Source organism: Trichocoleus desertorum ATA4-8-CV12, assembly GCA_019358975.1.
GTDB lineage: Bacteria > Cyanobacteriota > Cyanobacteriia > FACHB-46 > FACHB-46 > Trichocoleus > Trichocoleus desertorum_A.
In genome coordinates this window covers 1-26,607 of record JAHHIL010000062.1, presented here as the reverse complement: position 1 = coordinate 26,607, position 26,607 = coordinate 1, and the positions used below count along the sequence as shown (strand labels likewise).

At 49.4% G+C, this 26,607-nt stretch carries 20 protein-coding genes and 1 pseudogene; 12 read left to right on the top strand and 9 right to left on the bottom strand.

Annotated features, from left to right (window positions below):
- Positions 1–398 precede the first annotated feature (398 nt).
- Complete coding sequence (locus tag KME12_25100) at positions 399–1,277, top strand: carboxylating nicotinate-nucleotide diphosphorylase (GenBank protein ID MBW4491053.1); 879 nt, start codon at positions 399–401, stop codon at positions 1,275–1,277.
- 52 nt (positions 1,278–1,329) lie between these two features.
- Positions 1,330–3,087 (top strand): arginine--tRNA ligase, encoded by a 1,758-nt coding sequence (argS, locus tag KME12_25095; protein MBW4491052.1) that lies wholly within the window; start codon positions 1,330–1,332, stop codon positions 3,085–3,087.
- A 35-nt stretch (positions 3,088–3,122) separates the two neighbouring features.
- Here the strand turns inward: argS and def are convergent, their stop codons facing one another.
- Both def and KME12_25085 read right to left on the bottom strand, forming a co-directional pair.
- The gene (def, locus tag KME12_25090) at positions 3,123–3,662 is read right to left on the bottom strand and encodes a peptide deformylase (GenBank protein ID MBW4491051.1); all 540 of its coding nucleotides are present in this window, start codon (positions 3,660–3,662) and stop codon (positions 3,123–3,125) included.
- Between the two features lie 91 nt (positions 3,663–3,753).
- Entirely contained in the window at positions 3,754–4,983 is a 1,230-nt protein-coding gene (locus KME12_25085; GenBank protein MBW4491050.1) for a trypsin-like peptidase domain-containing protein, read from the bottom strand.
- Positions 4,984–6,083: 1,100 nt separating this feature from the next.
- Here KME12_25085 and dnaA point away from each other — a divergent pair.
- The gene (gene dnaA / locus KME12_25080) at positions 6,084–7,493 is read left to right on the top strand and encodes a chromosomal replication initiator protein DnaA (GenBank protein ID MBW4491049.1); all 1,410 of its coding nucleotides are present in this window, start codon (positions 6,084–6,086) and stop codon (positions 7,491–7,493) included.
- Between the two features lie 176 nt (positions 7,494–7,669).
- On the opposite strand, the gene KME12_25075 is transcribed toward dnaA, so the two are convergent.
- Positions 7,670–8,137 (bottom strand): hypothetical protein, encoded by a 468-nt coding sequence (locus tag KME12_25075; GenBank protein MBW4491048.1) that lies wholly within the window; start codon positions 8,135–8,137, stop codon positions 7,670–7,672.
- On the opposite strand from KME12_25075, the gene dnaN reads away from it, so the two are divergent.
- A complete protein-coding gene (gene dnaN, locus KME12_25070) occupies positions 8,117–9,298 on the top strand; it encodes a DNA polymerase III subunit beta (protein ID MBW4491047.1) in 1,182 nt (393 codons plus the stop codon). The two genes, KME12_25075 and dnaN, sit on opposite strands and share 21 nt — an antisense overlap.
- 150 nt (positions 9,299–9,448) lie before the next feature.
- Here dnaN and KME12_25065 read toward each other — a convergent pair whose 3' ends face one another.
- A complete protein-coding gene (locus KME12_25065) occupies positions 9,449–10,636 on the bottom strand; it encodes a TRC40/GET3/ArsA family transport-energizing ATPase (protein ID MBW4491046.1) in 1,188 nt (395 codons plus the stop codon).
- A gap of 595 nt (positions 10,637–11,231) precedes the next feature.
- Between KME12_25065 and KME12_25060 the strand changes: the two genes are divergently transcribed.
- Together KME12_25060 and KME12_25055 are read left to right on the top strand one after the other, a co-directional pair.
- A complete protein-coding gene (locus KME12_25060; GenBank protein ID MBW4491045.1) occupies positions 11,232–13,433 on the top strand; it encodes an AMIN domain-containing protein in 2,202 nt (733 codons plus the stop codon).
- Positions 13,434–13,711: 278 nt separating this feature from the next.
- Positions 13,712–14,923: a transposase gene (locus tag KME12_25055; protein ID MBW4491044.1), complete on the top strand. Its 1,212-nt coding sequence runs from the start codon at positions 13,712–13,714 to the stop codon at positions 14,921–14,923.
- A gap of 32 nt (positions 14,924–14,955) precedes the next feature.
- On the opposite strand, the gene KME12_25050 is transcribed toward KME12_25055, so the two are convergent.
- Positions 14,956–15,537 carry a DUF3172 domain-containing protein gene (locus tag KME12_25050; GenBank protein ID MBW4491043.1) on the bottom strand — a complete coding sequence of 194 codons (582 nt, stop codon included), beginning with the start codon at positions 15,535–15,537 and terminating at the stop codon, positions 14,956–14,958.
- A gap of 140 nt (positions 15,538–15,677) precedes the next feature.
- On the opposite strand from KME12_25050, the gene KME12_25045 reads away from it, so the two are divergent.
- Positions 15,678–16,499, top strand: a complete 822-nt coding sequence (locus tag KME12_25045; GenBank protein MBW4491042.1) for an ABC transporter permease — start codon at positions 15,678–15,680, stop codon at positions 16,497–16,499.
- A gap of 133 nt (positions 16,500–16,632) precedes the next feature.
- Here KME12_25045 and KME12_25040 read toward each other — a convergent pair whose 3' ends face one another.
- Together KME12_25040 and KME12_25035 are read right to left on the bottom strand one after the other, a co-directional pair.
- Positions 16,633–17,343, bottom strand: a complete 711-nt coding sequence (locus tag KME12_25040; protein MBW4491041.1) for a WGxxGxxG-CTERM domain-containing protein — start codon at positions 17,341–17,343, stop codon at positions 16,633–16,635.
- 263 nt (positions 17,344–17,606) lie between these two features.
- A pseudogene (locus KME12_25035) lies at positions 17,607–18,577 on the bottom strand (aldo/keto reductase).
- Positions 18,578–18,668: 91 nt separating this feature from the next.
- Here KME12_25035 and KME12_25030 point away from each other — a divergent pair.
- The 4 genes from KME12_25030 (at position 18,669) to KME12_25015 (ending at position 24,019) form a co-directional block, all read left to right on the top strand.
- Positions 18,669–19,250: a hypothetical protein gene (locus KME12_25030; GenBank protein MBW4491040.1), complete on the top strand. Its 582-nt coding sequence runs from the start codon at positions 18,669–18,671 to the stop codon at positions 19,248–19,250.
- A gap of 115 nt (positions 19,251–19,365) precedes the next feature.
- Positions 19,366–19,731, top strand: a complete 366-nt coding sequence (locus tag KME12_25025) for a hypothetical protein (GenBank protein ID MBW4491039.1) — start codon at positions 19,366–19,368, stop codon at positions 19,729–19,731.
- A gap of 127 nt (positions 19,732–19,858) precedes the next feature.
- Positions 19,859–21,238, top strand: coding sequence for a serine/threonine protein kinase (locus KME12_25020; GenBank protein MBW4491038.1), 1,380 nt, complete (start codon positions 19,859–19,861; stop codon positions 21,236–21,238).
- A 360-nt stretch (positions 21,239–21,598) separates the two neighbouring features.
- Entirely contained in the window at positions 21,599–24,019 is a 2,421-nt protein-coding gene (locus KME12_25015; protein ID MBW4491037.1) for a tetratricopeptide repeat protein, read from the top strand.
- A 65-nt stretch (positions 24,020–24,084) separates the two neighbouring features.
- Here the strand turns inward: KME12_25015 and KME12_25010 are convergent, their stop codons facing one another.
- A complete protein-coding gene (locus tag KME12_25010; GenBank protein ID MBW4491036.1) occupies positions 24,085–24,363 on the bottom strand; it encodes a hypothetical protein in 279 nt (92 codons plus the stop codon).
- Between the two features lie 247 nt (positions 24,364–24,610).
- A complete protein-coding gene (locus tag KME12_25005; protein MBW4491035.1) occupies positions 24,611–25,372 on the bottom strand; it encodes a peptidoglycan recognition protein family protein in 762 nt (253 codons plus the stop codon).
- A 574-nt stretch (positions 25,373–25,946) separates the two neighbouring features.
- On the opposite strand from KME12_25005, the gene KME12_25000 reads away from it, so the two are divergent.
- Positions 25,947–26,607: helix-turn-helix domain-containing protein (locus KME12_25000; GenBank protein ID MBW4491034.1), on the top strand; the 661-nt coding region annotated here is incomplete at its 3' end.

Below are 26,607 nucleotides of genomic sequence, written 5' to 3'. Positions count from 1 at the left end.
ACTTTGACGAGGATTGGGTGCTATCTTGGCTTTCAAACTATTCTTTTTTCTAGGTGCGGGGGCCGACTGATTCGGTGCGCTTTCGCGTCCCGTTTCCCTCGACCGCTTAGCCAATATAACGAGAACTGGAACAACTTGTCAACCCCCTGAAACTATTTTTTCTGAGACTACCTTAAGCGACGCCACGGCAAGGGTTTGAGCGATCGCAGATCGCCAGCATTCGCCAAAATGTCTGTCTGCTGCCCTAAGTTTTCTAAAAATTTCATGAAGCGTGTTGCCTGCGTACGGGTTCGATAGCACCTCGTTTCGTAAATGCGGAGGCTAAGGGCTGTTGTCTCGGCATCCTGGTTCAATGGGACTATGGGTAAAGAGGGGATGGCTGCTTAGTTTTGACTACCATGAACAATTCAACTGCTGTACTGCCACCGTTTTTGGTCTTAGATCAATTACTGCAAAACTGGTTACTAGAGGATATTGGACGGGGCGATCGCACGACTCAAGGTCTTTTGCTCCGAACCATAGACTTGAGGAAGGCCCATTGGCTTGCCAAAGAGGCTGGAATTATTGCTGGTCTGCCAGTTGCGGCTAGAGTTTTTCAGATTTTGAACGCGCAAGTTAGTTTAGTGACGGACATCGGAGAGGGCGAGCAATGTGAGGTTGGTCGAGTAGTGGCTCGGCTACACGGACCGCTGGACGCGCTGCTGACAGGTGAACGAGTTGCTCTCAATTTAGCGATGCGACTGAGCGGAATTGCGACGGTTACTCGTCAGTATGTTGAGAAAATTGCCGACTTGCCCCCTCAATTGGTGGACACGCGCAAAACCACACCAGGTTTGAGATTGCTAGAGAAGTATGCATCTCAGGTAGGTGGCGCTATTAACCACCGCATGGGCTTGGATGATGCAGTCATGATCAAAGACAACCATATTGCTGCGTCTGGGGGCATTGGTGAGGCGATCGCTCAAGTTCGAGCTAGAGTTCCTTATCCATTAACGATTGAGGTAGAAACCGAAACCTTGGCTCAGGTTGAGGCAGCACTGAAATTCGGGGCCGACATCATTATGTTGGACAATATGCCCTTGGAAATCATGCGGCAAGCAGTGGATTTAATTCGGCAGAAAAATGAGCGGATTAAGATTGAAGCTTCAGGCAATATTACGCTGACAACCATTAGAGCGGTGGCCGAAACAGGCGTAGACTACATTTCTACTAGCGCTCCCATTACGCGATCGCATTGGTTAGACCTCAGTATGAAGCTAGAGGTTGATAATTGCTAGCCACTAGCGATACGTTTGTAGTCTTGCCTTGAGCACTTCTAATTTTTTTGTTATGAGCTCTACGATTGAACAACTCAAAGCTCGGTTTAGCCAAGCCTTTGTTGCTGCTTTTGGGGCTGAGTTAGCTGGAACAGACCCAATATTGGTGCCTGCGAGTAATCCTAAGTTTGGTGATTACCAATCTAATGCACCCCTTTCCTTGACAAAGAAGTTGGGACAGCCACCCCGCGCGATCGCAGAGCAAATCGTTCAACAGCTGAATGTTTCTGATTTCTGTGCTCCTCCCATCATTGCTGGACCTGGTTTTATTAACTTGACACTCAAGCCAGAGTATTTAGCCGCTCAATTGCGATCGATGCAGGCGGGAGAGCGGCTAGGAATTGAGCCAGTGAAGCAGCCTCAAAAGGTAGTGGTTGATTTTTCTAGCCCTAACATTGCCAAAGAAATGCATGTGGGGCACTTGCGTTCCACAATTATTGGAGACTCTGTTGCCCGCACTTTAGAATTTCGTGGGCATGATGTGCTACGGCTCAATCATGTAGGCGATTGGGGCACTCAGTTCGGCATGTTGATTACCTACTTAAGAGAAGCCTGTCCAGAAGCTCTAACAACTTCCAATGCCTTGGAATTAGGTGATTTGGTTACATTCTATAAACGAGCCAAACAGCGTTTTGATGAGGATGAAGCCTTTAAGGAAGCCTCTCGGCAAGAAGTGGTGCGGTTGCAAGCTGGGGCAGAAGACTCAGTCCGGGCTTGGCAATTGTTGTGTGAGCAGTCTCGGCGGGAATTCCAGACGATTTACGATCGCCTAGATATCCACCTGACTGAGCGGGGAGAATCTTTTTACAATCCCTTACTGGCAGCAGTGGTTGAAGACTTAGATAAGTTAGGGCTTTTGGTGGAAGACCAAGGAGCAAAGTGCGTCTTTCTAAAAGGTTTCACGAATAAAGATGGACAACCATTGCCGCTGATTGTGCAGAAATCGGATGGGGGTTATAACTACGCCACGACTGATTTAGCCGCTCTGCGCTATCGGATTCAACAAGACGGAGCCGATCGCATTATTTATGTAACAGATGCGGGGCAGTCGAATCACTTTGCTCAGTTTTTCCAAGTGGCTCAGCGAGCGGGCTGGATTCCTGAAACTGTAGAAGTCGTTCATGTACCGTTTGGTTTAGTGCAGGGCGAGGATGGTAAACGGCTGAAAACTCGCTCTGGAGATACTATCCGCTTAAAAGATTTACTGGATGAGGCGATCGTGCGGGCTCGCGCAGATTCAGAAACTCGGCTACAAGAAGAAGAACGAGAGGAAACGGAAGAGTTTAAGGCTCATGTGGCTGAAGTTGTTGGGATTAGCGCAGTTAAGTATGCTGACTTAAGCCAAAACCGCAACAGCAACTATATCTTTAGCTTCAATAAAATGTTGGATCTAAAGGGTAATACGGCCCCTTACATGCTGTACGCTTACGCTCGAATTCAAAGTATTAGCCGTAAGGGAGGCATTAACTTTCAGAGCTTGGGGTCAGATGCTGAACTCCTGTTGCAGTCTGATTTTGAGCTAGTCTTAGCTAAGCATTTGTTGCAATTAGGCGAGGTGTTGGCAATGGTGGAGCAAGACTTATTGACTAATCGTCTTTGCCAGTACCTGTACGAATTGAGTCAAAAATTCAATCAATTCTATGAAAACTGTGATGTTTTGAAGGCAGAGGAGCCATCGAGAACCTCTCGGTTAGCCTTATGTGACTTGACTGCAAAAACATTAAAACTTGGCTTGTCGCTATTAGGAATTTCGGTCCTAGAGCGAATGTAGGCAATTATTTTCGTCAAGATAGGGTGGATATTGATCTACCCTTTTATCCCTTCAGTTATGAGTTTCTGATATTCTGCCTCTGTGAAAAGATCTTGTTCACTCTCAACGCGATCGGGGAAAAGAATACCATCTAGATGGTCCAATTCGTGTTGAAAAATACGAGCCACAAAATCAGTTAGTTCCTGCTGTTGTAGTTGCCCTGTGCGATCGCAATACTCAACTGTAATTGTTTTGTATCTAGGAACTAATCCTCGAACATCTGGAACACTCAAACAGCCTTCCCATCCTTTTACCATGTCGTCGGTATGGGCCAAAATGCGGGGGTTAATCATTGCGGTCGGCTCCATTGTAGGAGCCTGAGGATAGCGAATGTTGGGACGAGAAGCCACGATAAATAAACGGCAAGAAGCTGAAACTTGTGGAGCTGCAATTCCCACCCCATTTGAATCTTTTGCAGTCAGAATCAGATCATCAATCAGTTGCTGAAAATGCTGATTATGAACTTCCCGAACTGCTTGAGCTTGCTGTCGGAGTACAGGATTTCCTATTTGAGCGATCGCTCTCGCTTGGGTCATAATTGGAGAATTGTAAACAGTCACAAAAAAGCCTTGCATTGATATTTTCAATCTAGCAAGGCTAAGAGTTTAAGGACGAAGACCAAGGAAATTATTCACTCTGGGCGGTTTGAGTTGGAAAGGGGCCAGGTTGCACTGCCAAGTTTAGAGTTTGGCCGTTTCGACGCAATTCTAAACGCAGCGTGCCTCCAACAGAACTGTTTTCTACTGCCTGTTGAATTTCATCTGCTGAGGTCACAGGTCTACCATCCACTTTGCGAATCACATCTCCCATCCGCAGACCTGCTTTAGCGGCTGGAGAATTACGCATTACTCTTGCTACTAAGATGCCTTGATCCTCTTGCACCTGAATATCGCTATTGGGATCGCTGTTGAGCGTCTTTCTCAGCTCTGGGGTTAGAGTCGCCATTTGAATCCCTAAGAAGGGATGGTCTACGCTTCCCTTAGCCACTAGCTGGTCAGCAATCCGCTGAGCTGTATTGATGGGGATCGCAAATCCTAAGCCTTGTGCCCCACCAATAATAGCGGTGTTCATGCCAATCACTTGACCTTGCTGATTGAGCAACGGCCCGCCAGAGTTACCAGGGTTAATCGCGGCATCAGTTTGAATAAAGCCAACTCGCTTATCTGGAACGCCCACCTGAGAGCTAGTCCGCCCCGTCGCACTGATAATGCCTGCTGTTACAGTGTTGTCTAGTCCAAGGGGATTGCCGATCGCGATCGCCCATTCACCAGGTCTAATTTGCTCAGAATTACCCAGCTGAACCGTTGGTAAATTGTTGGCCTGAATCTTGATTACTGCCACGTCGGTAACTGGGTCTTGACCCAGAACCTTGCCACTAAAGGTGCGGCCATCCTTTAATGCCACACTTACAGTATCTGCCCCATCAACCACGTGAGCATTGGTTAACACTAAGCCATCCGCTTTGATAATGAAGCCAGAGCCAGTGCCGCGCTCCACCCTAGTAGAAGGGCCTGAAGGAATTTCCGCTCCAAAAAACTGCCGAAAGAATGGATCGTTAAAAATTGCTGGGGTCCGTCGGGTCACAGTCCGAGAAGAATCGATTCGGACTACGGCAGGCCCAACTCTTTCGACTGCGGTGGCAATAAAGTTGGAGCCAGCTGTAATCGGTAAAGTTGGAATCTGAGCGACCGTGGTGGGGGCCACAGCTTGTTGGGCCAGAGAAGGCTTGGAAGCCAACCAGCGATCGCCCGCAAACATCAATCCAGCTCCCACCATGAGGGGCACTAAATAAGTGGCAGGCTTCGCCCAAGCAGCTGGACTAGCAGCACTATTTTTAGGAGTGGCGGGGGTAGCCATAACAGGCTCAGATTGTCCTCTCTCATTCTGAGTCTCAGAGCGACGCAACTCAGAGTCGTGATTTGTTGCCATTTATCTTCAGTCCTCGGTAACAATAAACTCAAACTTGCAAAGTGTCTGCATTTTTACACTAGGTTCTACGCCGATCTTCATGCCTGCAGACTTGGCTAGATTGATGTACAGCCTTTAATTGGAGCCCTTGAAAGGTTTGTGACTCCAGATATTCTTAATCTAAGAAGTCGATGTGACATTGGGGTGACACTCTTATTCCAGGTTAATGAAACTAACTATTTTTAGTAATTTGCAAGGGATTAGACTGGCTTATCCAGCTTTTTGCTCCCGTAGCACCCCAACTATGTCTTGGAACAAAGCTCACCTTGCCGCTCACAATTCGTCATTTCAATTTCATCTTGAGAACACAAGTTTGACAAACACAACTGATAGCTTATGAACACAGGTGAATGAATGGCACGGACAGGCCGATTGTTGTTAGCTTTTGGGAATCCTCATGCTCAATCACATTGCTACCAGCGATCGCCTGCTCCTTTCTTGTTTAGCTTTTCTTATTTTAGAAACTTTCTCAGGACGATCACGCCACAGCCTTTGTCCCTAGTCCTAGCCATTTCTTCCAGAAAGTTTGGTCGGAGTTTCTTAGGCTCCCCGGAGATGCTATAAGTATTCAGGAATACATTTATATTTTACTGAAGGCACCCTGGCCTGGCTCTGGGTAATCTGCGATCGCTATTAGTTTCAACTCCTACCGTTAAAGGCGCTCGTAGTGCCTCCACTGTTAGAAAACCGTAATTATACTGAATTACTTTGGTAAGTTAAATGGCTTGCTTCTCTGCGATCGCCACTTTTAATGCTTTTTGATACTTACTAAATCACCCTATGTATAGTGGTTTGCTAACAAAAACCTGCTTTGAACCACTACATAGAAGATTGGTCTAAACTTCAGGTATGTTGAGCAGCAAGCTTAGTGGCCTGCTCGTGTCGTGCTGAGGTTGGATTATTTCCCTATTGCCAGGTCGATTCGGTGCATAGTTTACTAGTTAGTTCTTCATGTTTGTTCTCCTGAGCGTCAGCGGTAGAGGTTAGCGGTGGAAATCACTCTTGAAAGTCTCTGGAATCAAATACTAGAGCGCCTACAGCTGCAACTGAGCCGCCCGACCTTTGAAACATGGATCAAAACTGCCAGCGTTGAGCAACTGGAAAATAATTGCTTAGTCATTCGCACACCTAATCCCTTTGCGCGTAATTGGCTCCAGAAGTATTACGTCAAGACGATCGCGGACGTGGCTCAAGACATTTTGGGCTATAGCGTCGAGATTCACATCACCATCGCTGAGGGAGACGCAACCACCAACGGCGATTCTGAGGTTCTGTGGGCTTCTCCTAACGAAACACCTGCCGCCAGCGCTATTAGCAACGCTAGTAGTTCGAGTGCAGCCTACGCTAATCAGCAGTCTAAGCCGAAGGAACTCAACGTTAAATACGTCTTCTCGCGCTTTGTGGTAGGTCCTAATAACCGAATGGCCCACGCCGCGTCTTTAGCGGTGGCTGAGTCTCCTGGACGTGAGTTCAATCCCTTATTCTTGTGCGGTGGGGTAGGGCTAGGAAAAACTCACCTCATGCAGGCGATCGGCCACTATCGGTTAGAAATTTGTCCAGATTCCAAGATTTTCTACGTTTCTACCGAGCAATTCACCAACGACTTGATTGCTGCGATTCGCAAAGACAGCATGCAAAGCTTTCGGGAGCATTACCGAGCCGCCGATGTTTTGCTGGTGGATGACATTCAGTTTATTGAAGGCAAGGAATACACCCAGGAAGAGTTTTTTCACACCTTCAACACACTGCATGAAGCAGGCAAACAGGTCGTTCTGGCTTCTGATCGCCCCCCAAATCACATTCCGCGCCTACAAGAACGTTTGTGCTCTCGGTTCTCAATGGGGCTGATTGCTGATATTCAACCCCCCGATTTGGAAACTCGGATGGCGATTCTGCAAAAGAAGGCAGAATACGAAAATATGCGCCTGCCCCGCGAGGTGATTGAATACATCGCCTCTAGCTATACTTCCAACATTCGGGAACTTGAAGGGGCGCTGATTCGAGCAGTGGCTTATATTTCAATTTCCGGGCTACCGATGCGAGTGGAAAATATTGCTGCCGTCCTCAATCCCCCAGTGGAGCAGATTGAAGCCTCACCGGAAGCTGTAATTAACGCGGTGGCTGATGTGTTTGATATTGCTGTAGAAGAGATTAAAGGCCAGTCCAGACGCCGAGAAATTAGCTTAGCGCGGCAGGTTGGTATGTACTTAATGCGCCAGCATACGGACCTCAGCCTACCGAAGATTGGTGAGGAATTTGGCGGCAAAGACCATACCACTGTGATGTACAGTTGCGACAAAATTGCTCAACTCCGTACTAGCGATCCCGGCATGGCTCAAACTCTGCGTCAACTCAGCGATCGCATTAATTTAACCAGTCAGAGCAAAGAGCGATCGTAGATTAACTACATCTTCATTTACAGCGATAAATCTCACCTCTAAGAGCTAGAAGCTAGGAGTTAGCAGCCAGAATTTTTGTGCTTCGCCTAAGGTTCTAGCTCTTAACTTCTATGGAAGAAATGGAGGAGAAACCATAGGTTTGTAGTACGATAAATACAATACATTAGTACTAAATACTACAAAATGAAACTGATTATGAGTGCAGTTAACAGAACTTCATTAAGTATTTTTAAGTAAAATTTGCCTGTGGAAAACTGCCTTATTTCTGTGGAAAACTCTGTGGAAAACCTGTGGAAAGTTCTCAATATCGGTGGAAAACTTTCGTAGGTATAAATACCCTGTGGAAAAGTAGGCTGTTTTTTCCACAGGTTTTCCACAGGGCAATATTGCCTCAAATCTAGACAGAGTAAAGCTTTTAAAAGTTTTTCCACATTTTCCACAGGCCCTACTACTACTAATTTAAAAAATGTCTTTAAAGAGAAGAGTAGATAGACCATCAGGGCAAAGCTAAAAACAGGTGCTCTAGCTTGTTCAAGCTGAGAGTGATACGATGTCGTTCTCCCCACCAAGATTGCCAAAGTTACACTCCCCGAAAGTTGAAGATCCCGGCTAAATAAATTTCCATGAAACTGTTCTGCGCCCAAAGTGATCTCAGCGTTAATCTGTCGCTTGTTAGCCGTGCCATTCCTTCGCGACCCACTCATCCAGTTTTGGCTAACGTGCTACTCATTGCCGATGCTGCTGCACAACGAGTCAGCCTGACGGCATTTGATTTGAGTTTGGGCATTCGAACCAGTTTTGCGGCCCATGTGGAAACTGGAGGAGAAATTACACTGCCTGCGAAGTTGCTGAACGATATCGTTTCGCGCTTGCCAGAAGGGGAAATTGGTTTAGCCGATGAAGCAGGTAGCGCTGATGCCTCTGGTGAGTCTAGCGATGTGTTACAGGCAACCCTAACCTGCTCCTCTGGTCGCTATCAGATGCGAGGGCTGAGCGCTGTAGAGTTTCCTGAGTTGCCTGTCATCGAAGAGGGTGAAGTGGTTTATTTGCCTGTGGAAGCATTGGTGCAAGGCTTGCAGGGGTCTTTGTTTGCCACTAGTGCGGACGAAACAAAGCAAATTCTGACGGGTGTGCATCTGACCTTGCAGCAAGGCAGCTTGGAGTTTGCAGCGACCGATGGTCACCGCTTAGCCGTGGTGCAGACGACGGGAGAAACCCCAGATGCTCAAGCTGGAGGAGCGATCGCAGATACCGAACTCACCGTCACCATTCCTGCTAAGACGTTGCGTGAGTTAGAGCGCATGGTGGGGATGCGCCCCACCGAAGATTCTGTGGCATTGCACCTCAACCCTAGCCAAGCAGTGTTTGAATGGGCTGACCAACGCTTAACCAGCCGCCTATTAGAAGGTCAATACCCCAACTACCGTCAACTAATTCCTCGGCAGTTCTCGCGGCAAATGACGGTAGAACGGCGATTGTTTTTGGGCGCGTTGGAGCGAATTGCAGTTTTAGCAGACCAAAAAAATAACGTGGTCAAGCTCAGCCTAGATTTGGAGCAGCAAGAGATTGCGCTTTCAGTCGATGCTCAAGATGTCGGGAATGGTCGAGAAGTGATTCCCGCTCAGGTATCGGGTGATAGCTTGGACGTGGCATTTAACGTCAAATACTTAATGGATGGCTTAAAAGCCTTGAATACCTCTGAGATCCAGATGCAGCTCAACTCAGCTACTACACCCGTAGTCTTGACCCCTCTAGGTAGCATCAAAATGACTTACTTGGTGATGCCAGTCCAGATTAGGAGTTAGGTGGTCGCTGTTTGAGAGAGCGATCGCAATAGCATCTCAACTCAGCAACTAATAACCCAATTAAAAACGGACAATCGGTGTTTTTACCCCATTGTCCGTTTAGTTTTTAGTATGACTGCTGAAATTGTGATTTAAGCTGAAACTGAGCTGCTAGACTCGGACGCTATCCGCAAAGCGGATTTTAAGGAAGTCGTCCTCCATTTTGGCTCCAGCGGGTTGTAAAGCGGCCAAAGATTGAGGCAGTACCAAGTTCCGGCGATGGTTGCCGATGCGAATATTGAGTTCGTCGCCGTTCTTGCTCAGTTCCACTTGGTTCTTAGGGATTCCAGGTAAATACACTTCCAAACTGTATTGATTCTGGTCTTGCACAATTCGTAAAGTAGTTTCTTTGTAGTAAACCTGCGCTGGATCTTCGTCCTTATATAAAGTGTCTTTCAATCGTTCTAAAGCGGCCAGTCCACACATTTCTTCCGAATACAGGGGCACTTCCTTAACGGGCAATGGACTGAAGTTGTCGTGAATTTCTTGGCGATATTGTTGTTGATTGGCTTTCCACTTTTGGAAAAATGGATCGCTGACTTCATCCGGCAGAATCCGGTTGGCGATGACTAAATCGGTTGCCACGTTGTAGAGGCTGAGGTAAGCATGCGCCCGCAAGGACTCCTTAATCACCATCTTTTCAGGATTGGTGACGAGGCGAACCGAAGTTTTCGTGTTGTCAGTTAAGACTTTTTCGAGGGCTTCAATCTGCTGGTAAAACTCGTACGGTGCATCCATGACTTCGTTGTCAGGCAACGAGAAGCCAGCCAGAGGCTTGAAAATTGGCTCAATCAACGGGCGTAAGGCGGCAGACACCTTCTGCAACGGTTTGTAGAAGCGCCGCATGTACCAGCCCGCCACTTCTGGCAAACTCAGCAGTCTTAAGGCAGTGCCAGTGGGGGCAGAGTCGATAATCAGCACATCGAATTCGTTTTCGTCATAGTGCCGTTTCATTCGCACTAAGCTAAAAATCTCATCCATGCCCGGTAGGATGGCGAGTTCTTCGGCTTCAACTCCTTCTAAGCCTCGTGCTTGCAGAACTTGAGTAATGTAGCGCTTAACCGCACCCCAGTTGCCCTCCAACTCCATTAAGGCATCGAGTTCTGCCCCCCAGAGATTGGGACGAACGGTTCGAGGTTCATGCCCCAGTTCCATGTCGAAGCTATCGGCAAGCGAGTGAGCAGGGTCGGTGCTGAGAACTAAGGTTTTATAGCCCAGTTCGGCACAGCGCAGCCCAGTAGCTGCTGCAACGGAGGTTTTGCCAACGCCTCCCTTGCCAGTCATGAGAATTACGCGCATGGATAATTTTGCCTTACCTGAGAATGATTAACATTCATTTACTTATTATCCCTACTTTAGAAAGCCCGGAGTGAGGGATCAATCTCAGCTACCAAGCTCAGGGATCTGGCAACAAAGTCTAGAGTGCGATCGCAAACCTGTCGCAAACCTGTCACGAACTTAACCACCTGCTGCAAAAGCCGCCATGATCAAGGCTGAAAGCAAAATTCCAGGTGTGAGTAGCATGACGAGCATCAGTAAATCATGGTTGGACATTAGCGGCTCCTAAATCGACAACGAGTTGAGAAACGTGTGGTTGCAGGTATTTGGAATTCGTTAAGGCGCACTAAACGCCCCTTACACCTTAGCAAGTCTTGCTGGAGTGCTGTTTCAGTCTAGAGGCAGGCTAATTAAGGCTGTTGGAAAAGCTCTAAAAGTCTTTATCTATCAATGTTTATGAGTGCCAACCGCGCCGAAGCTAGCAGACTAGATTGAGCAGAAACGGCACAGAAAAACTTTCTGGAATTCTTGCTGAAGTTTAAATATTGCAATTTCAAGCAGTAGGATTATCCTGAATGCCAAGATTGGGTCTTGCTTAATCAAAAGCTTAAAAGCGATGCAGAATCAGAAATCGGTGTGGGGATTACCGTTGCGGCAACAAGTGATTTCGCTGGCGCTGTCGGGCAATTGTCTTTGGGCGACACTTGGGGTTAGTGCTGGAGTGATAGGAGCGATCGCCCATATAGCTCCAGTTCAGGCAGCTATTCTAACTCAGTGGCAATTTAACTCAACTACCAACCAGTTAGAGATCACGGTACCAGAAGGCACCCAGCCCCGCTATTTTCTGCTTGCGAAACCTGCCCGCATCGTGCTGGATTTGCCCAACACGCAGATGGGTGCGGTGCCAGCTGAGCAGATGTTGTCTGGCCCAGTGCAACAGATTCGTGTTTCACAGCAGCAAACTGGCTCTACTCGGATTGTGATGCAACTCGCTCCCAATGTGGTGTTTGCGCCCGGTCAGGTGAAACTAGAACAGATTGGCACCAGTAAGGCGGGAACTCGTTGGGTGTTGCGTCCTTTAATTGCTGGTAATAGTGCAATTGCTGGTAGTAGCGCCTCTACGCCCACCGTCGCTGCTACATCTACTGGCCCAGCCACCTCAACTGCATCACCCCAATCTGCTCCCCCTACTTCCGCATCTGTACAGTCAACTCCATCCGCTGCGCCGAGTGAGCGATCGCAACCCTCCCTTCCATCTGTTGAACCAAACGGGCGATCGCAACCTGCTCCTCCTGCGGCTCCTCCCAAGAGCAGAATTACGAGAAATGCTGCCGACCTATTAGCACCTGGCGATCGCTCATTCGATAACTCATCTGCGCCCTCACCGGAACCGTCCCCTGCGATCGCAGCGCCTACGGGAACAACCCCTCAACCCTCAGATACACTCAGGCCAGCCCCAGCCGCAACTTCAGAGACAGCCGTCTTTAGCCCTAGGTTGTCGCCTGCGGTGACAGATGCTAAGCCAACGCCTACAACCCAACCTCCTCAAAGTGCGCCTCAGAAAGCCCCAACTCGCGATCGCCCAACTCCGACTACGCCAGCAAAACCGACTACATCAGCAAAACCATCGGCACCGCCAATAGCCGCCCAGCCCAGAGTACAGCCAGCAGTCAAGCCACCCGCTACCCCAGCTCAACCAAACGTGGCGATCGCTCCTGCACCTCCTGCAACAACTGCTGTATCTCAGCCTGTGGCGGAACCTCAGATGCCAGCAGTACCAGTTGTAGAAGAGCCAATGGAAACGGCTCCTGCTCTTGCAACCGCTCAACCGGAAGTGAAACCTACCGCAAATCTGCCTCAACCTACTCCAGAACTAGAGACGGCAGGATTACCCCCCGCTAACTTTCGCTCACAGCAGCCCGTAACCGTGAGTGTGCCACCGATGAATGGTACTGCTGCCCCTACTCAGGTGCCTCCATCAGGCGATCGCGTGCCAACTACCGCGACTAATACAGAAGCTGCCCCAGTGCTGCCCCCAGCGGTTTTTACGCCTCAGCCTAGTGCCACTGTAACTGTGCCATCTTTGTCATCCCCTTCGATACAGCCTGCCCCCACTCGTCCAGTGACATCGGAATCACCTCAACCATTTAGAACCCCGAACGTGGATGAAGCTGTGGGACGGGTGATTGAGTTTGGTCAACCTTTAGCCGCTACAAGCTCCGCACCTGCTGTTACGTCTCCTAGCTCGCCAACTTTGGAGGCAGGAACCGAAGCTTTACCCATAGAAACTTCCAATCCACAAGCCAACTTACAGCCAGATTCGAGTTTAGTGGCTGTAGGAGATGGAATTATGCTGCCATCTGGTACGACCTTACAACTGCAATATTCGGGTGCTGAAGTTTTGGAGCTAAAGCCAGGAGCCCCGCAACAGGAAGTATTATTGCTGCAAACAGAAATTCGCGATCGCAACGGCAGCATCTTGGCTCCAACTGGGGCTGCCATCATTGGGCGCTTTGAAACGACGAGTGGGGGAAGCCGTTTTATTGCCCAAGCAATCAGCCTACAGGGTCGAAATGTGCCACTAGCAGCAGAGTCAGCGCTTTTAGGGGGCAAACTGCAAGTTTCGCAGGAAAAAGTCGTGAGAAATTCGGCCCTAGGAGCCTTGGCTGGAGCTCTGATGGGTGGTTCCGGTGAAGAAGTTCTTGGCGGCGCGGCAGCGGGAGCGGCAGTGACTTACCTGGCTTCACCCAAACCTGCGAAGCTCCAACCAGGACAAGTGCTGCAAGTACGGCTCACGGAAGTTTTTCGATCGCCTTAATTGCGATCGAAAACTTGATGTGACAAATCTAAAAAATTCTGCCCTAGTCAGAGTTTCAACTAGGGCAGAATTTTTTTAGCTGCTAGCGGGGAAGCCCCGTGCTATACCTGTACTCAGGTTAGCGTCGGGATGAGAAGCGCGTGACTGAGGGTGCGTTGCCTGACTGATTCCGTAGGCCAGGGAAGGCAACAGCGCCCGTTGGCGTAGCCTGCCGAAGGCATAGGAACACACTATCTATAATGCTTATCATAAATCTAGAAATACGCTAAGCTGAGGGTGTGATCAAAGCAACAAAGGTGCGAATTTATCCGACTGACGAGCAGGTCATTCAGCTGTCCAAAGATTTTGGCGCAACTCGATGGCTCTGGAATCAGTCGCTTTCCTTAATGTCTGCGACCTACAAGGAAACGGGTAAAGGCGTATCTGCTTACGACATGAAGAAGCGGATACCAGAACTAAAGAAAGAGTTTGAATGGCTGAAGGAAACCTATTCCCAGTGTCTCCAGCAATCGATCTTGAACCTCTCTCAAGCGTTTATCAACTTCTTTGAGGGGCGGGCAAAATACCCCACATTCAAAAGCAAGTTTGATAGGCAGTCGGTTCAATATCCTGCCAACGTAAAACTTCAGGGTGATGATGCGATTAAGTTCCCTGGGAATCTAGGCACCGTAAAAGCTAAAATCCATCGCATTTTACCTACAGGCAAGATTAAGACCGTTACGGTATCTAAGACCCCTGAAGGGCGCTATTTTGCCTCTTTATTGATTGATGACGCTACCGCTCAGCCTGAAATTACCAGTGATGGTAAAGCCGTTGGGATTGACTTAGGGCTCATTGATTTTGCCGTCACTTCTGATGGCTCAAAGTTCAGCAATCCTAAGCATCTTAAGAAACATGCTAAGAACTTAAAGCGTAAGCAGCAAAAGCTATCCAGAAAAACCAAGGGTAGTAAGACTCGCATGAAAGCGCGTCGCCTGGTCGCTAAAGTTCACGGCAAAATTGCCAGAGTCAGAGAAGATTTTCTCCACAAACTATCTCGCAAGCTAGTCAACGAAAACCAAGTTGTGGTGGTGGAAAATCTGGCAGTCAAAAACATGGTAAAAAATCATACTCTTGCCAAAGCCATCAGCGATGCGGGCTGGGGTAAGTTTTGCACCATGCTCAAGTACAAGAGTGAATTCGACGGCAAAACCTATCTTGAAGTAGACAGGTTTTTCCCGTCGTCTCATTTGTGTTCAAACACGCTGCTACAAATCCCCAAAATGGATCTCTCTGTCCGCTTCTTTGATTGCCCGCACTGCCAGCAACGGCATGAGCGGGATGTAAATGCGGCAATCAATATCAGAAATGAAGGCTTGCGATTACTGGCGTTGGGAATCAGCGCTACTGCCAATCGAGGGAGTGTAAATCCGAAGGGTTCTGGACGTAAAAAATCCATGAATTCGGAGGTAACTCCCGTTGAAGTTGGAAGCCCGTACTCTATCGCCTAGCGATGAGCGTCGGGTAATTCACGATTGATATTTTAGAACTTGTCGCTTTCGGGGACAGGCGCTGCACCTGCACCAGTTTGGTTCAGGAAGAGGTTTTGCGCCGCATCGTTTTGGTAGATGCAATTAATTTGGGGAGAATTTTCCAGAGTTCCAGTAAAGCCAAACGTATTCATGCGGTTTTTGCATTCACGCAATTGATCGCCAGAAATCAAGTTGCGTTGCCGCAAAACTTCCCAGTTACTGCTGCGTAAGACGCATCCAGGCTGCATTTTAGGTTGCGAAATATAGACGCTAAACGGGTTCATCGTCACAAACACCCTGGTGTCCATCGTGATCGCACTCGCACCGTACTGCACACAAATTTCTGGGTTCGGTGCTGCGCGATCGATAAACTCACGGGTCGCCACGTTCTGCGGTCCAGAGCTAGCCACAGAGCTAAACGCAATGCCAATGCCAATGCCCAAAATAAGGACACCGCTCAAAATCGCCAGCGTCGTCGCGCTCAAGGCCGAAGCAAACGACGAGCCGTTGGAGCCGTTGGAGCCATTGGAGCTGTTGCGGTTGGAATTAGCAGGGCGAGATGGAGGAGGTGAAGGCTTAGGTCGGCGATTCATAATGACTATTTGAATTGCAAGTAATTGGCAAAGTAGAGTTGCAACTGCGCTTCCTCTTCCAGTATGCCGTTAATTTTTCAGTGATCTGAGTCGTGTGACAATAGAAAGGCTTGTGTGGTCAACTTTTTAGGCGATTACGCGTGACTTCATCTTCATTTCGATCAGGAAAGCCTTTCAGTTCGCCCACTCAAACAATTGTGGGAGACAGCCTCACAGTTTTGTGGGGAGATTGGCTAGATTTAAGAATTCGGATTGCCCAAATTGCGGCGTCTGGTTTAGTTTCCCCTCTAATTTATATTTTGGCGTTTGGTTTGGGTTTAGGCAGCTCTTTGGACAAAGTGGCTCAACCCTCCGCAGGCGAAAATTACTTGCAATTTATTTTGCCTGGAATGGTGGCGTTGTCGTCAATGGCAATCAGTTTTGGGGGCACCACTTTCTCAATTTGTGGAGAGCGGCTATTTACCAAGACGTTTGAAGAAATGCTGTTGCTCCCAGTGCATCCTTTGTCGTTGTTTCTCGGCAAGATGCTAGCCGGGGTCATTCGGGGGTTAATGACTTCAGGCTCGGTCATCTTGGTGGCTATTTTGTTTACCGGGAAAATTTGGAGCTTCTTGAACCCGTTGTTTCTGCTGCTGCTAGTGCTGAACTGCGCCGTGTTTGCAGGCTTGGGTGTGATTGTAGGGCTGAGTGTGCGATCGCTCGAAAGTGTCGGTCTCTACAACAACTTTTTGATTGTGCCGATGTCGTTTCTCGGAGCCACGTTTTTTGATCCTGCCAGCTTACCCGTTGCGCTCAAAGGAATTGTTTATTTGTTGCCGCTCACCTATACCAGCATTGGCTTAAGATCCGCTGCTTACCTGCCGCTGAGCCAGTTTCCTTGGTATAGCGTTGGGGTATTACTGTTAGCTGCGATCGCCCTTTCTGCTATTGGAGCGTACAAATTTTCTCATCAACAAGATTAGATGTAGAAGCACCCTGACTTGACGATTTGATGTTGCGATCGCTGGCTAAAAGCAAAAGCCTCAGGCATCACCCAAGGCTCTTACTCACCCGCTATTCAATTGGTTTGCACCCAGTTTGTGACTCAGTCAGGATTTAGTAGCGAGTCCGAGTGGTCTCAGCAGGATCGCGGTAGGTCGTAGCAGTTTCAGTCTTACGAGTTAGACCTGCCAAGCCGAGTAAACCGAGAAGACCTAACCAACCCCAGTCAAAGTCGCGATCGCCAGCGGTATCTGTTGCAGTTGTGGTGGTAGTTGTGGTGCTAGGAGCTGTGGTTGTACCCGTGGTTCCGGTTGTACCCGTGGTTCCGGTAGTACCAGTTGTATCAGTACCGAGACCAGTGCCAGTACCAGTAGTTCCAGTGGTGCCAGTACCAGTAGTTCCGGTGGTGCCAGTGGTGGTATCAGTGCCAGTGGTGCCAGTGCCCGTGGTTCCGGTGGTACCCGTTGCATCAGTACCGAGACCAGTGCCAGTCGTGCCCGCAGTACCAGTGGTGCCAGTACCCGTAGTTCCGGTGGTACCCGTTGCATCAGTACCGAGACCAGTGCCAGTCGTGCCCGCAGTGCCAGTCGTGCCAGTGCCCGTGGTTCCGGTGGTGCCCGTTGCATCAGTACCGAGACCAGTGCCAGTCGTGCCCGCAGTGCCAGTCGTGCCAGTGCCCGTGGTTCCGGTGGTGCCCGTTGCATCAGTACCGAGACCAGTGCCAGTCGTGCCAGCAGTACCAGTAGTGCCAGTACCAGTAGTGCCAGTAGCTCCACCTGTAGCATCTTGAGCTGCGCTAGGGAGAGTTAGGGGGAGTACTGCCAAACTGAGGGTAAGAACACCAGCCCCAATAACTTTGGATAAGCCTGAAGATTTCATCTTAAAATTCCTTGTTTTCTAAAGCGTTTGCAGTCTGGACAAACTCTGAATCCGTTTTGAATTTTTTGAGGTCTGCTTCAATCGATTCGGCACACTCTCTCGTAGAACATTAAGAGTTTTAATTGCCTTGGGAGTCATCCTTGAGCTAGAAATTGAGTTTCCTTAAGCTACGCCCAAGGAATGAAATTTTTTCTTACATCTATGAACCTCTAAAGGCTAGCCCAACTCCACATCACAGGGCCTTCATTCGCTAAGGGATCGGTAACTATCCGAGCGATCGCGTCTATTTCTTTAAGGTCTTCAGCAGAGAGCTTCACGTCCGCCGCTTGGGCATTTTGTACTGATTGCTCGGCGTTGCGGGCACCCGCGATCGCGTTGGCTTGGGGTTGGGCAATCAACCAAGCTAAGGCCAGGTTCGCCAGCGTACAGTGATGCCGTTCCGCGATCGGACGGAGTTTGTCTAATGCGGCCTGGGCGCGTTCGTAGTTCTCTCCTTGAAATAGCTTGTTTTTAGCGCGATTATCGGCTGAGTCGAAGGTGTGGCCCGGACCAAACTTTCCGGTGAGTAATCCTTGTGCCAGAGAAGAGTAGGCCAAGATAGAGATGTTGTTTTCGACGCAGTACGGCATGGCGTCGGTTTCGACGTAGCGCCAAAACAGCGAGTAAGGCGGCTGCAAACTGTCGATGCGGCCATAGTGGGAAGCTTCTTCTAGCTGAGCGCGAGAAAAGTTGGAAACCCCGATCGCCCGAATTTTGCCTTGTTGCTTCAGGTCATTCAAAGCCCGCATGGTTCCTCAATTGGCACGACCTCGCTGTTAAAAACTCCAGAAGGCCAATGGATTTGATACAGGTCGATGTAGTCGGTTTTGAGATTTTTGAGAGAGCGATCGCAAGCTTCGATCACCTGGTCATATTTGAGGTGGTTGGCAAAAACTTTGGTGGCCTAAACCGTTTGATCCCGTACATCGGAGAGGGCTTCTGCCACGACTCGCTCTGAGTGCCCTTCTCCATAAACTTCGGCGGTGTCGATGGTGGTGATGCCTGCCTCAAAGGCCGCTCGAATCGCTTTAATTGTGTCGGCATCCTCAATCCCTATCCACATCCGTTTGCCCGCTTGCCAGGTACCCATGAGAACAGGCGAAATTTGGATGTCAGAGTTACCGAGCGATCGCTTCTCCATGTTGGCTCCCTGAGTTGCTACAACGGATTGGTTGACTCACAAAATCTTTTTCACTCTAACAATCCACTCTAGATGGGGTGCGATCGCCGCTATGAACACTTATTCTCACTTCTTAATGACGGCTGCTTTAGATAAAGCTCTGCCACGAGTGCCGATCGTTAAGCGAGCCTTCTTGCTAGGTTCTGTAGCTCCTGATCTGCCTCTTTGGGTGCTATCGATCGGTGGCCTTGTCTACTATCACTTCATCCGAGGCTGGAGCTTGGCGGATACAGCGCATCTCCTGTTTGACGAGCTTTATTTTCACGACCCTTTTTGGATCGCGGCTCACAATACCTTGCACGCTCCAGTGCTCTTAGTGTTGGGAGTAGCTTATGTATGGCTAAAGCGACGTCACATTGGCTCTCGCACTCGCTGGCTATTTTGGTTTCTGCTCGCTTGCCTCTTCCACACCACCGTAGACATCTTGACTCATGTAGATGACGGCCCTTTGTTGTTCTTTCCGCTGAACTGGAGCGTTCGATTCCACAGTGCCATCAGCTATTGGGACCCACGCTATTACGGCTACGAATTTCAGTGGTTCGAAAAAACTTTAGATCTCCTTTTGTTGATTTATCTACTGCGTGAAAGAGTTTGTCGATATCTGCGTCGCCAAAGTTGGTATCCGCAATCGTGAACCTAGTTTGGTCTAGCCTGAGTCCAGAGGTAGGTGCTACCCAAAATGATTCTTTTTATGCTGAAGCCAAACGAAAAGATAAGGCAGCTTGGTTGCCAAATGGAAGGACAAGCATATGCATGAGATAGCACCAGAAAATGCTGAAGCGGCTCTGAAACATGCAGAGGTGTCAGAAAAGCATGGAAAATCTATTGAGACAGTGGGCAAGACTCTGCAAAATCAAGAGGGTGCGATCGCTGAGGTAGGGCAGATCATTGAGGAGCGGGGTCAGTCGGTGCAAGAGCATGCCCGCGCCTCCCAGGAGTACGCCAAGATTGCTCGCATGAACAAGCAGGTTTCTACAGAAGCCTACCTGATGTCAGGCCAAGAGCATGAAAAAGCAGCAGAAGAGCATGTAGCAGCCGTTAAAGAATATCTCACCGCCGCTAAAGAGGTGATTAAGCATCAGCGTACTGTTTTAGAAAGCTCTGAGGAGAGTTAGCGATCGCTTACCATCACTGGCACAAGCCCACACCGCCTGCAACCCCAGGGGCAACACCCCCAACCTCCGACTCGTTTAGCTCGTAAGCCACAATTGAAGCAGAACCACATCTGTAGGTAAGGGTGGGATGGAGACATTACATCAACCGCAGGAGATCGTTGGCGATCGCTACCGTATCCTAGAAGTTTTGGGTCAAGGTGGCATTGGCACTACCTACAAAGCCGAAGATCTGCAAACCCAGCAGCAGGTAGCCCTAAAAGCCCTCTCCCTCCGGCGCATCAACGACTGGAAAGTGCTGGAACTGTTTGAGCGAGAAGCTAGAGTTCTCTCTTACCTGAAACATCCTGCCATTCCGCGCTATCTCAATTACTTCCAGGTGGATACGCCAGAGAATCGCTGTTTTTATCTGGTGCAGGAATTGGCAGAGGGGCGATCGCTGGCGCAGTGCGTCAAGGAAGGCTGGCGGACTGGAGAGGCCGAAGCCAAGCAGCTAGCGATACAAGTCCTAGAGGTGCTGAGCTACTTACACTCGCTCACCCCACCTGTGATTCACCGCGACATCAAACCCCAAAACATCATCCGGCGAGCCGATGGGCAAATTTTCTTAGTAGATTTTGGGGCGGTGCAAGATACTTACCGAGACACGCTAACTCAAGGCAGTACGGTCGTGGGCACCTATGGTTACATGGCTCCAGAGCAGTTTCGGGGTAAATCCGTTCCCGCCACCGATTTGTATGGTCTAGGTGCCACATTGCTGTTTTTGCTCACGCACCAATCACCCGCCGATTTACCCCAGCGCCGCCTCAAAATCGACATTCGTGCCTGTACACAGCTCTCTTCCACTTTTGCCAATTGGCTAGACCAAATGCTAGAGCCTGCAATGGAAGACCGCTTTCCCTCGGCACCGGAGGCTTTAGCGGCATTACAAAATCAACCCTATCCTCAAGGCGCGTTAGTGCGCTCTGAATTGCCGATTGATCGGCAACCCGCTGGCAGCCGCATCATACTCAAGCGCACTTCTGAGGAAATGATCGCTGACATTCCTCCCAAACGCCTGTTCTTTAGCAATCTCGGTTTACTAGGTTTTGCTGTGGTCTGGAATAGTTTTATCTTTTTCTGGACCGCTTCTGCGGTCGTAATGGGTTCGCCTATCTTTCTTCCCCTCTTTTCGATTCCATTTTGGATTGCAGGCGCAGGTTTATTAGAAAAGGCCCTATTCCCCATTTCTATTCGGACTCACGTAGAAATCAATCGCTATCGTTTTCGGCTACAACAGCAGTTTTTGGGTTGGCGGTACCGTCAAGTCGAAGGCAACACTGAAGATTTAGAAGCTATTCAGCAGTTTGATAGTCAACTTCGGATCAATGATCAACCTGTGTTTACCTGTGCCTTGATTGAGGGAGTACGAACTCACCAGTTTGGTTCTGCCTTAACTCAACTAGAGCAGAAGTGGCTAGTACAAGAATTGTCTAAGTTTTTGGAAAAAGTGCGATCGCAAAACGCTTGAATCTGGTTTGAAAATAGACATTCTGCACTAGCCCCCTCAGTCCCCCAATTCTGGGGGAAGCAAGAATCCAGTCCCCCGTTCTGGTATGCCCGTCAGGGCTATAAATTGGGGGACCAGGGAGTTAGCCACATCAAGCTCATCAGTGGAGAGGTAGGCGATCGCAACTCTAGCCTCGATGTCATATCACCAACTGTTGTGTGGGAAATCACAAGCAACGCCAAGAAAGCATTCCTGATTCCTCTATCTAGAACTGAAAAGCGAAGTAAGGTGCTGTTGCTGTCGCGGTGCAATCTACTATCCCATCCGCCCCAGTCTTAGGCAGACCTTCTGACTTTTTAACCTCAGCTATCTGGAAACGCTGTGAACCATCGTCGTTGGCGCGAAACTGGCGAATATGTCATGCTGGCTGGCTCAGGGGTCGGAGCGATTGCTGCGACTATCTCTCAACAATTTGTGTTTGCGGCTGCCCCTATCTCCTGCTTGCTAGCTCTAAATTTTGCCAACCGCCGTCGGTTTGAGCAAGAAACCAAGCAACTGTCTAAGCTGAGCATCACTCGGTTGGACAATCGCCTCACTAGGGATATGATCGCGCTGCAAGAGCAGGTTCAAGACTTACCCAGCACCTTGGATCTAGATCACCTCAAGCAAACCTTCCTAGGTCGGCACCGTGAGTCTCTAACCAAGCTCTCAGAGCAGTTACAAACACTGCAATGGGAGATGCATCGCCAACTGGCTCCCCTCAAAGCCCATGATGTCGTCGGGCTGCGTCAGGACTTGGAGCAAATGCAAATCCAGCAGACTCAACTCGCCACGGCCTTAGAACAGGTCACTCACCAGCTGACGCAGTTAAGCGCTAATTCTACTGAGGGGACGGAAGTTGCGATCGCGCAATTGCAAGCCCAAATGTCCCAGGCAGAGACGGATCTAAAACTACTCAGCGACGAGCCTATGATGCAAGTCAAGGCGCTGCAAGATCAGATTAATCATATCAACCGTCGCCTGAACCATTTGCCCACGCCCTTTGATGCGAGTTCTCTCAAGCAGGATGTAGACTCCTTAATCCGAGTCATTGCAGGGCTGGTGCCGCGCCGCGAATTTACCCGCACCTTAGTTGAGGTGGAAAATCTTCATCAGCGATATCAGAGCTTAGAGCAAGCGGTCGTCCCCTTGCGACTCGCCGTTACTATTTTTCGGAAGCAACTGGATACCCTTCAGGCCAAAGTGCATGCCCCCTCAGACTCGCACCTGATGGCAGAACTAAGCCAAACCGTCACTGCTCTTGAAGCTCGGTTGAACCAACTACCGACCCTACCTGACTTAGCAGATCTGCAAAATCAAGTTGAAGCTCAAGCGGGTTTGAGTACTGAAGTGGCTCAGTTGCGCCAAGATGTCACGACAATCCAGCGCCAAACTCAAGCTCTGTACCAGCAGCACAAAGCGTTGCGTGATTGGGTTTACCGTTTACCTCAGCTCCTAGATAATAGTGCGCTACAAAGTCAGCTCCAGAGTTTGGCGACTCGCTTAGAAGGTGCAGAAGGTGGTGCAGTCGAGGTGCGAGCCGAGCTAGAAGCAACTCTGCAAAGTCGGCTAGAGGGCATCAATCAACAACTGCGAGCTTTGCCAAATGCACCCAATCATGAACTGGTATTGGCGCTCCGTTCCACCGCACCATCAGCCGATCGCCCACACCTCCTCTCTGGTAGTCGAGCCTTTCTAGAGGAGTTACTAGAGCAAGCTCAAAAGCAAGTGATTGTGGTTTGGCCGTGGCCTGACCCATTTAGTTTAGATACCGCCCTACTAGAAAAATTTCGTGCGTTCTTACAGCGTCAGGGCCAGATTTCGATGGCTTGGAGTCATCTCGGAGTCACTCATCAAAGTGATGCCCCTCGCTACATCAGCCCGCGATCGCCCTCATCACCTCCTGAAAGAAGCTGGCTCCACGACACGCTGAAGCAACTGGCTCAACTGAAGCAGGAGTTTCCACAACAATTTAAGTTCAAAATCTTGGGAGCTGAGGAGAATTTCTTGGTTTGCGATCGCCGCTTAGCTATTCTCAAAGTTCCGAATTTGCCTGTTTCGAGCACCGTCTTTCCAGAACTAGAACTCGGACTGCGCACCACTGACCCCTCAACCATCCAAGGCTTAATCGATCGCTTTGAGCAACCTTGGCTCGATACCGCAGATGCTACGGCTTACTTCCACCGTGCAGCAACTCGCTATGAGATTGGTGATAAATCTGGGGCGATCGCGGATTACACTCAGGTTCTACAGATTGACCCCCATAACGACGTTGCTTACATCAACCGAGGGGTGGCTCGTTATGACTCGGATGACCCATCTGGGGCGAGCGCGGACTTTGACCAAGCCATCCGACTCAATCCTGACAGTAGTGTGGCTTATAGCAATCGTGGATTTGTCTGTGCCGAGTTGGGAGATAAGCTAGGTGCCATTGAAGACTACAGTCAGGCTATTAAACAGTCCCCAGAGGATGCGACTCCTTACTTCTACCGGGGGCTAGCTCGAACTCGGATTGGCAACAAACTAGGTGCCATTGAAGACTACAGTCAAGCCTTGGAATTAAATCCTGACGATGCTAGCGCGTATCTTTATCGGGGACTCGCACGAGCCAAATTAGGAGACCAGCCAGGAGCGATCGCAGATCTGCAACAAGCAGCCCAGTTCTTTAGCGATCGCGGCGATCCTGTAAACAGTCGCAAAGCTCAGAGCACCCTACAAAAACTCCAACAATCGGCGCTAGATGCCAACTTGATCAACTGCTAAATCAAGCTAATATCCACCTGGTTAATCTAACTGGTTGATCTGAATCATCATTCTAAAAGTTTGCCCTAAGGCTGCACCACAAGTGCGTCGTCGGTATCACTGCTGCTAGAGACAGGGGCAGTTGCTTGGTAACGGGGCGATCGCGATTGTAACTTGTGTCCAGCCCAGCCGTAGCCCAACAAATATAGAAAAGCAAATCCAGCCAAACTCATCTGTACAGTCCTAACCAGCGACCAGAGTTGAGGTGGTTGCCCTTTGTGGAGGTGGGGCTTTTTGACGGTTTCAAGCATTGACTTAACCTGAACTGCACTCGTTAAACCAGTAAACGGTTTTATCCGCTTCATCAGGCTACCTTTACAGTTGCTAGCTCAATTACTACCCAAAGGGTGAGAGTCGCTTTCTAGTAAGGGTGATTTGTGAGGCGTCACCGCTCTGTCTACCAGCAGCATGGGGACTAGGGAGCTACTTCATCTCTAACTCCTGAGTCAGAAAATCGGGTTGATGTCACGGTCTACTAAAATGGTGACCTTGGGAACCACCCCAACCTGGGTCTAGTGAGCGTGCTGGGAGGCGATCGCCAGGTAGTAGCGGCTAGCCACGCGGTGTAGGAGCCGTCTGAGCAGGTCGAGTATAAGAGCGTAGCATCGTCAGGAACGTTTGCTGATTAAAGCTGCGAGGATCTTTTCGAGATCCAGAGCGATCGACCGCCTGGTGAGTGGTAATTCTCGATTCGGGCACCGTTGCTCTTGCAACCAACCAGCTCAGCGATTGGTACTGGGCTGCTGTATAGCCGCTGTGACGATTGGCATTGTTACGGCCATCAGGGGGGGTTTCTAAAGAGATATGGTAAGCAAAATTGTTGACAGAAGGTGGAAATTTAGGATGAGTTTTCACCGCCTCCGGGCCATTGGGGCCATTAAACACGGAGTTGCCAGCTCCAAAGGCTCGCTTATCGGGAGGGACAAGGTAGACAATGGTGCCATCTTGAGTAATCAGAGCATGGTAGCTGGCTTGGTCTTCATCTCTAGGATGGGGAGTCTGAAAAAATGAGATAGTGCTGTTGGCAGAACTGACCGTTTCGTGCAGCACGATAATGGGTGCCTGAGCCGCTGGGCGACCATACGTATCCCTGACCACTCGCTCTCCGTAGTTTGTGGGGTCTGCGAAAGCGACAAGTTCCCTCGGTTGGTAAGTGGGCACAGCGGGCGTATTTGGCGGCTGAGGTGGCTGAGGGGATTGCCGGGATTGTGTCGGTAGTTGGATGGGTCGAGTGGCGGGTGGCTCTAGCGGAACCGTGGGCACTGTGACTGAGGCTGGCGGTGATGTACTGGCTTGGTTCTCAGATGGCCGCATTTGGCTTGGCGGAACTGAGGCGATCGCGATCGGCTGGGGTTGATTCGCCAGAATTTCAGCATCGCCAGGTTGAATGGTTGTGACCGCATAAACCAGCCACACTACGCTAATCACTACAGTTGCCAAGAGCGCTTGCAGTTGGCTGTCAAGACTCCGAAGCTGGCGCAGAAAATTCATAAGGTTCTAAATAAGGGTTGGGAATCTACTGAGGAGAAACGCCACTAGGAATTTCTGGGCTTAATCTGGATTTGGCTTTTTGGACTTAACTTTATATTTAACGCTTAGTCTAGTGAGACTCAGGACAGAATGGCAGAAAATTATTGCTCTCAAATAGCGGGTTGATTATCCTAGTTGGGATATTAACTGATGGTGGGTTCGGGAGGCTGTAAGTCCCGCGCTCTAACGCTATGCCTTCGGCAGGCTACGCCAACGGTGAGCGTCGGGATACACGGATATCCCGCGTGAGTTGAGGGGTATCTCCTACGGAGACGCTACGCGAACGATACCCCGAAAACGAATATTTAAGTAACTTGGATGCTTTACTTAAATGTGTTATAGTAGCTCCATGTTTACAATGAATTTTCAGTACCGCGTTTATCCATCTCTTGAGCAAGAAACTCGCATGGTGTCTTGGCTTGAGATGTGTCGTAGTGTTTACAACTACGCCTTGAGGGAGCGCAAGGACTGGATAAAATCTCGTAAATGTGACATCAATTCCTGCTCTCTTGTATCTGAGTACATCATTCCGGCTGAGGCACCTTATCCCGACTACTACAAACAGCAAAATGCGCTGACAGTCGCTAAGGAAAAGTTGCCACACCTGAAGGATGTTCAGTCTCAAGTCATCCAAGAGCCACTTCGTCGGGTAGACATGGCATTTGTTGCCATGAAACAAAGAGGGCATGGTTTTCCGCGCTTCAAGAAGTTCGGGCAATATCGCTCTTTTTTGTTTCCGCAATTCAAAGTTAGTCCAATTGAAGGTAGCCAAATTAAGCTGCCCAAAATTGGGTGGATGCCGATTGTTTTGCATCGCCCCATTCCCGATGGATTCACAGTCAAAACAGTGCGAGTAACCCGCAAACACTCTGGCTGGTATGTCACGCTCTGTCTTCAAATTGATGTCAACATCCCCAATGTAGTGCCTCACGGCAATGCTATGGGAGTTGATGTCGGGTTGAGCTATTTTTTGAGCACCAGCGAAGGTGAGCAGATTGCTAGACCTCGTTTTTTTGACA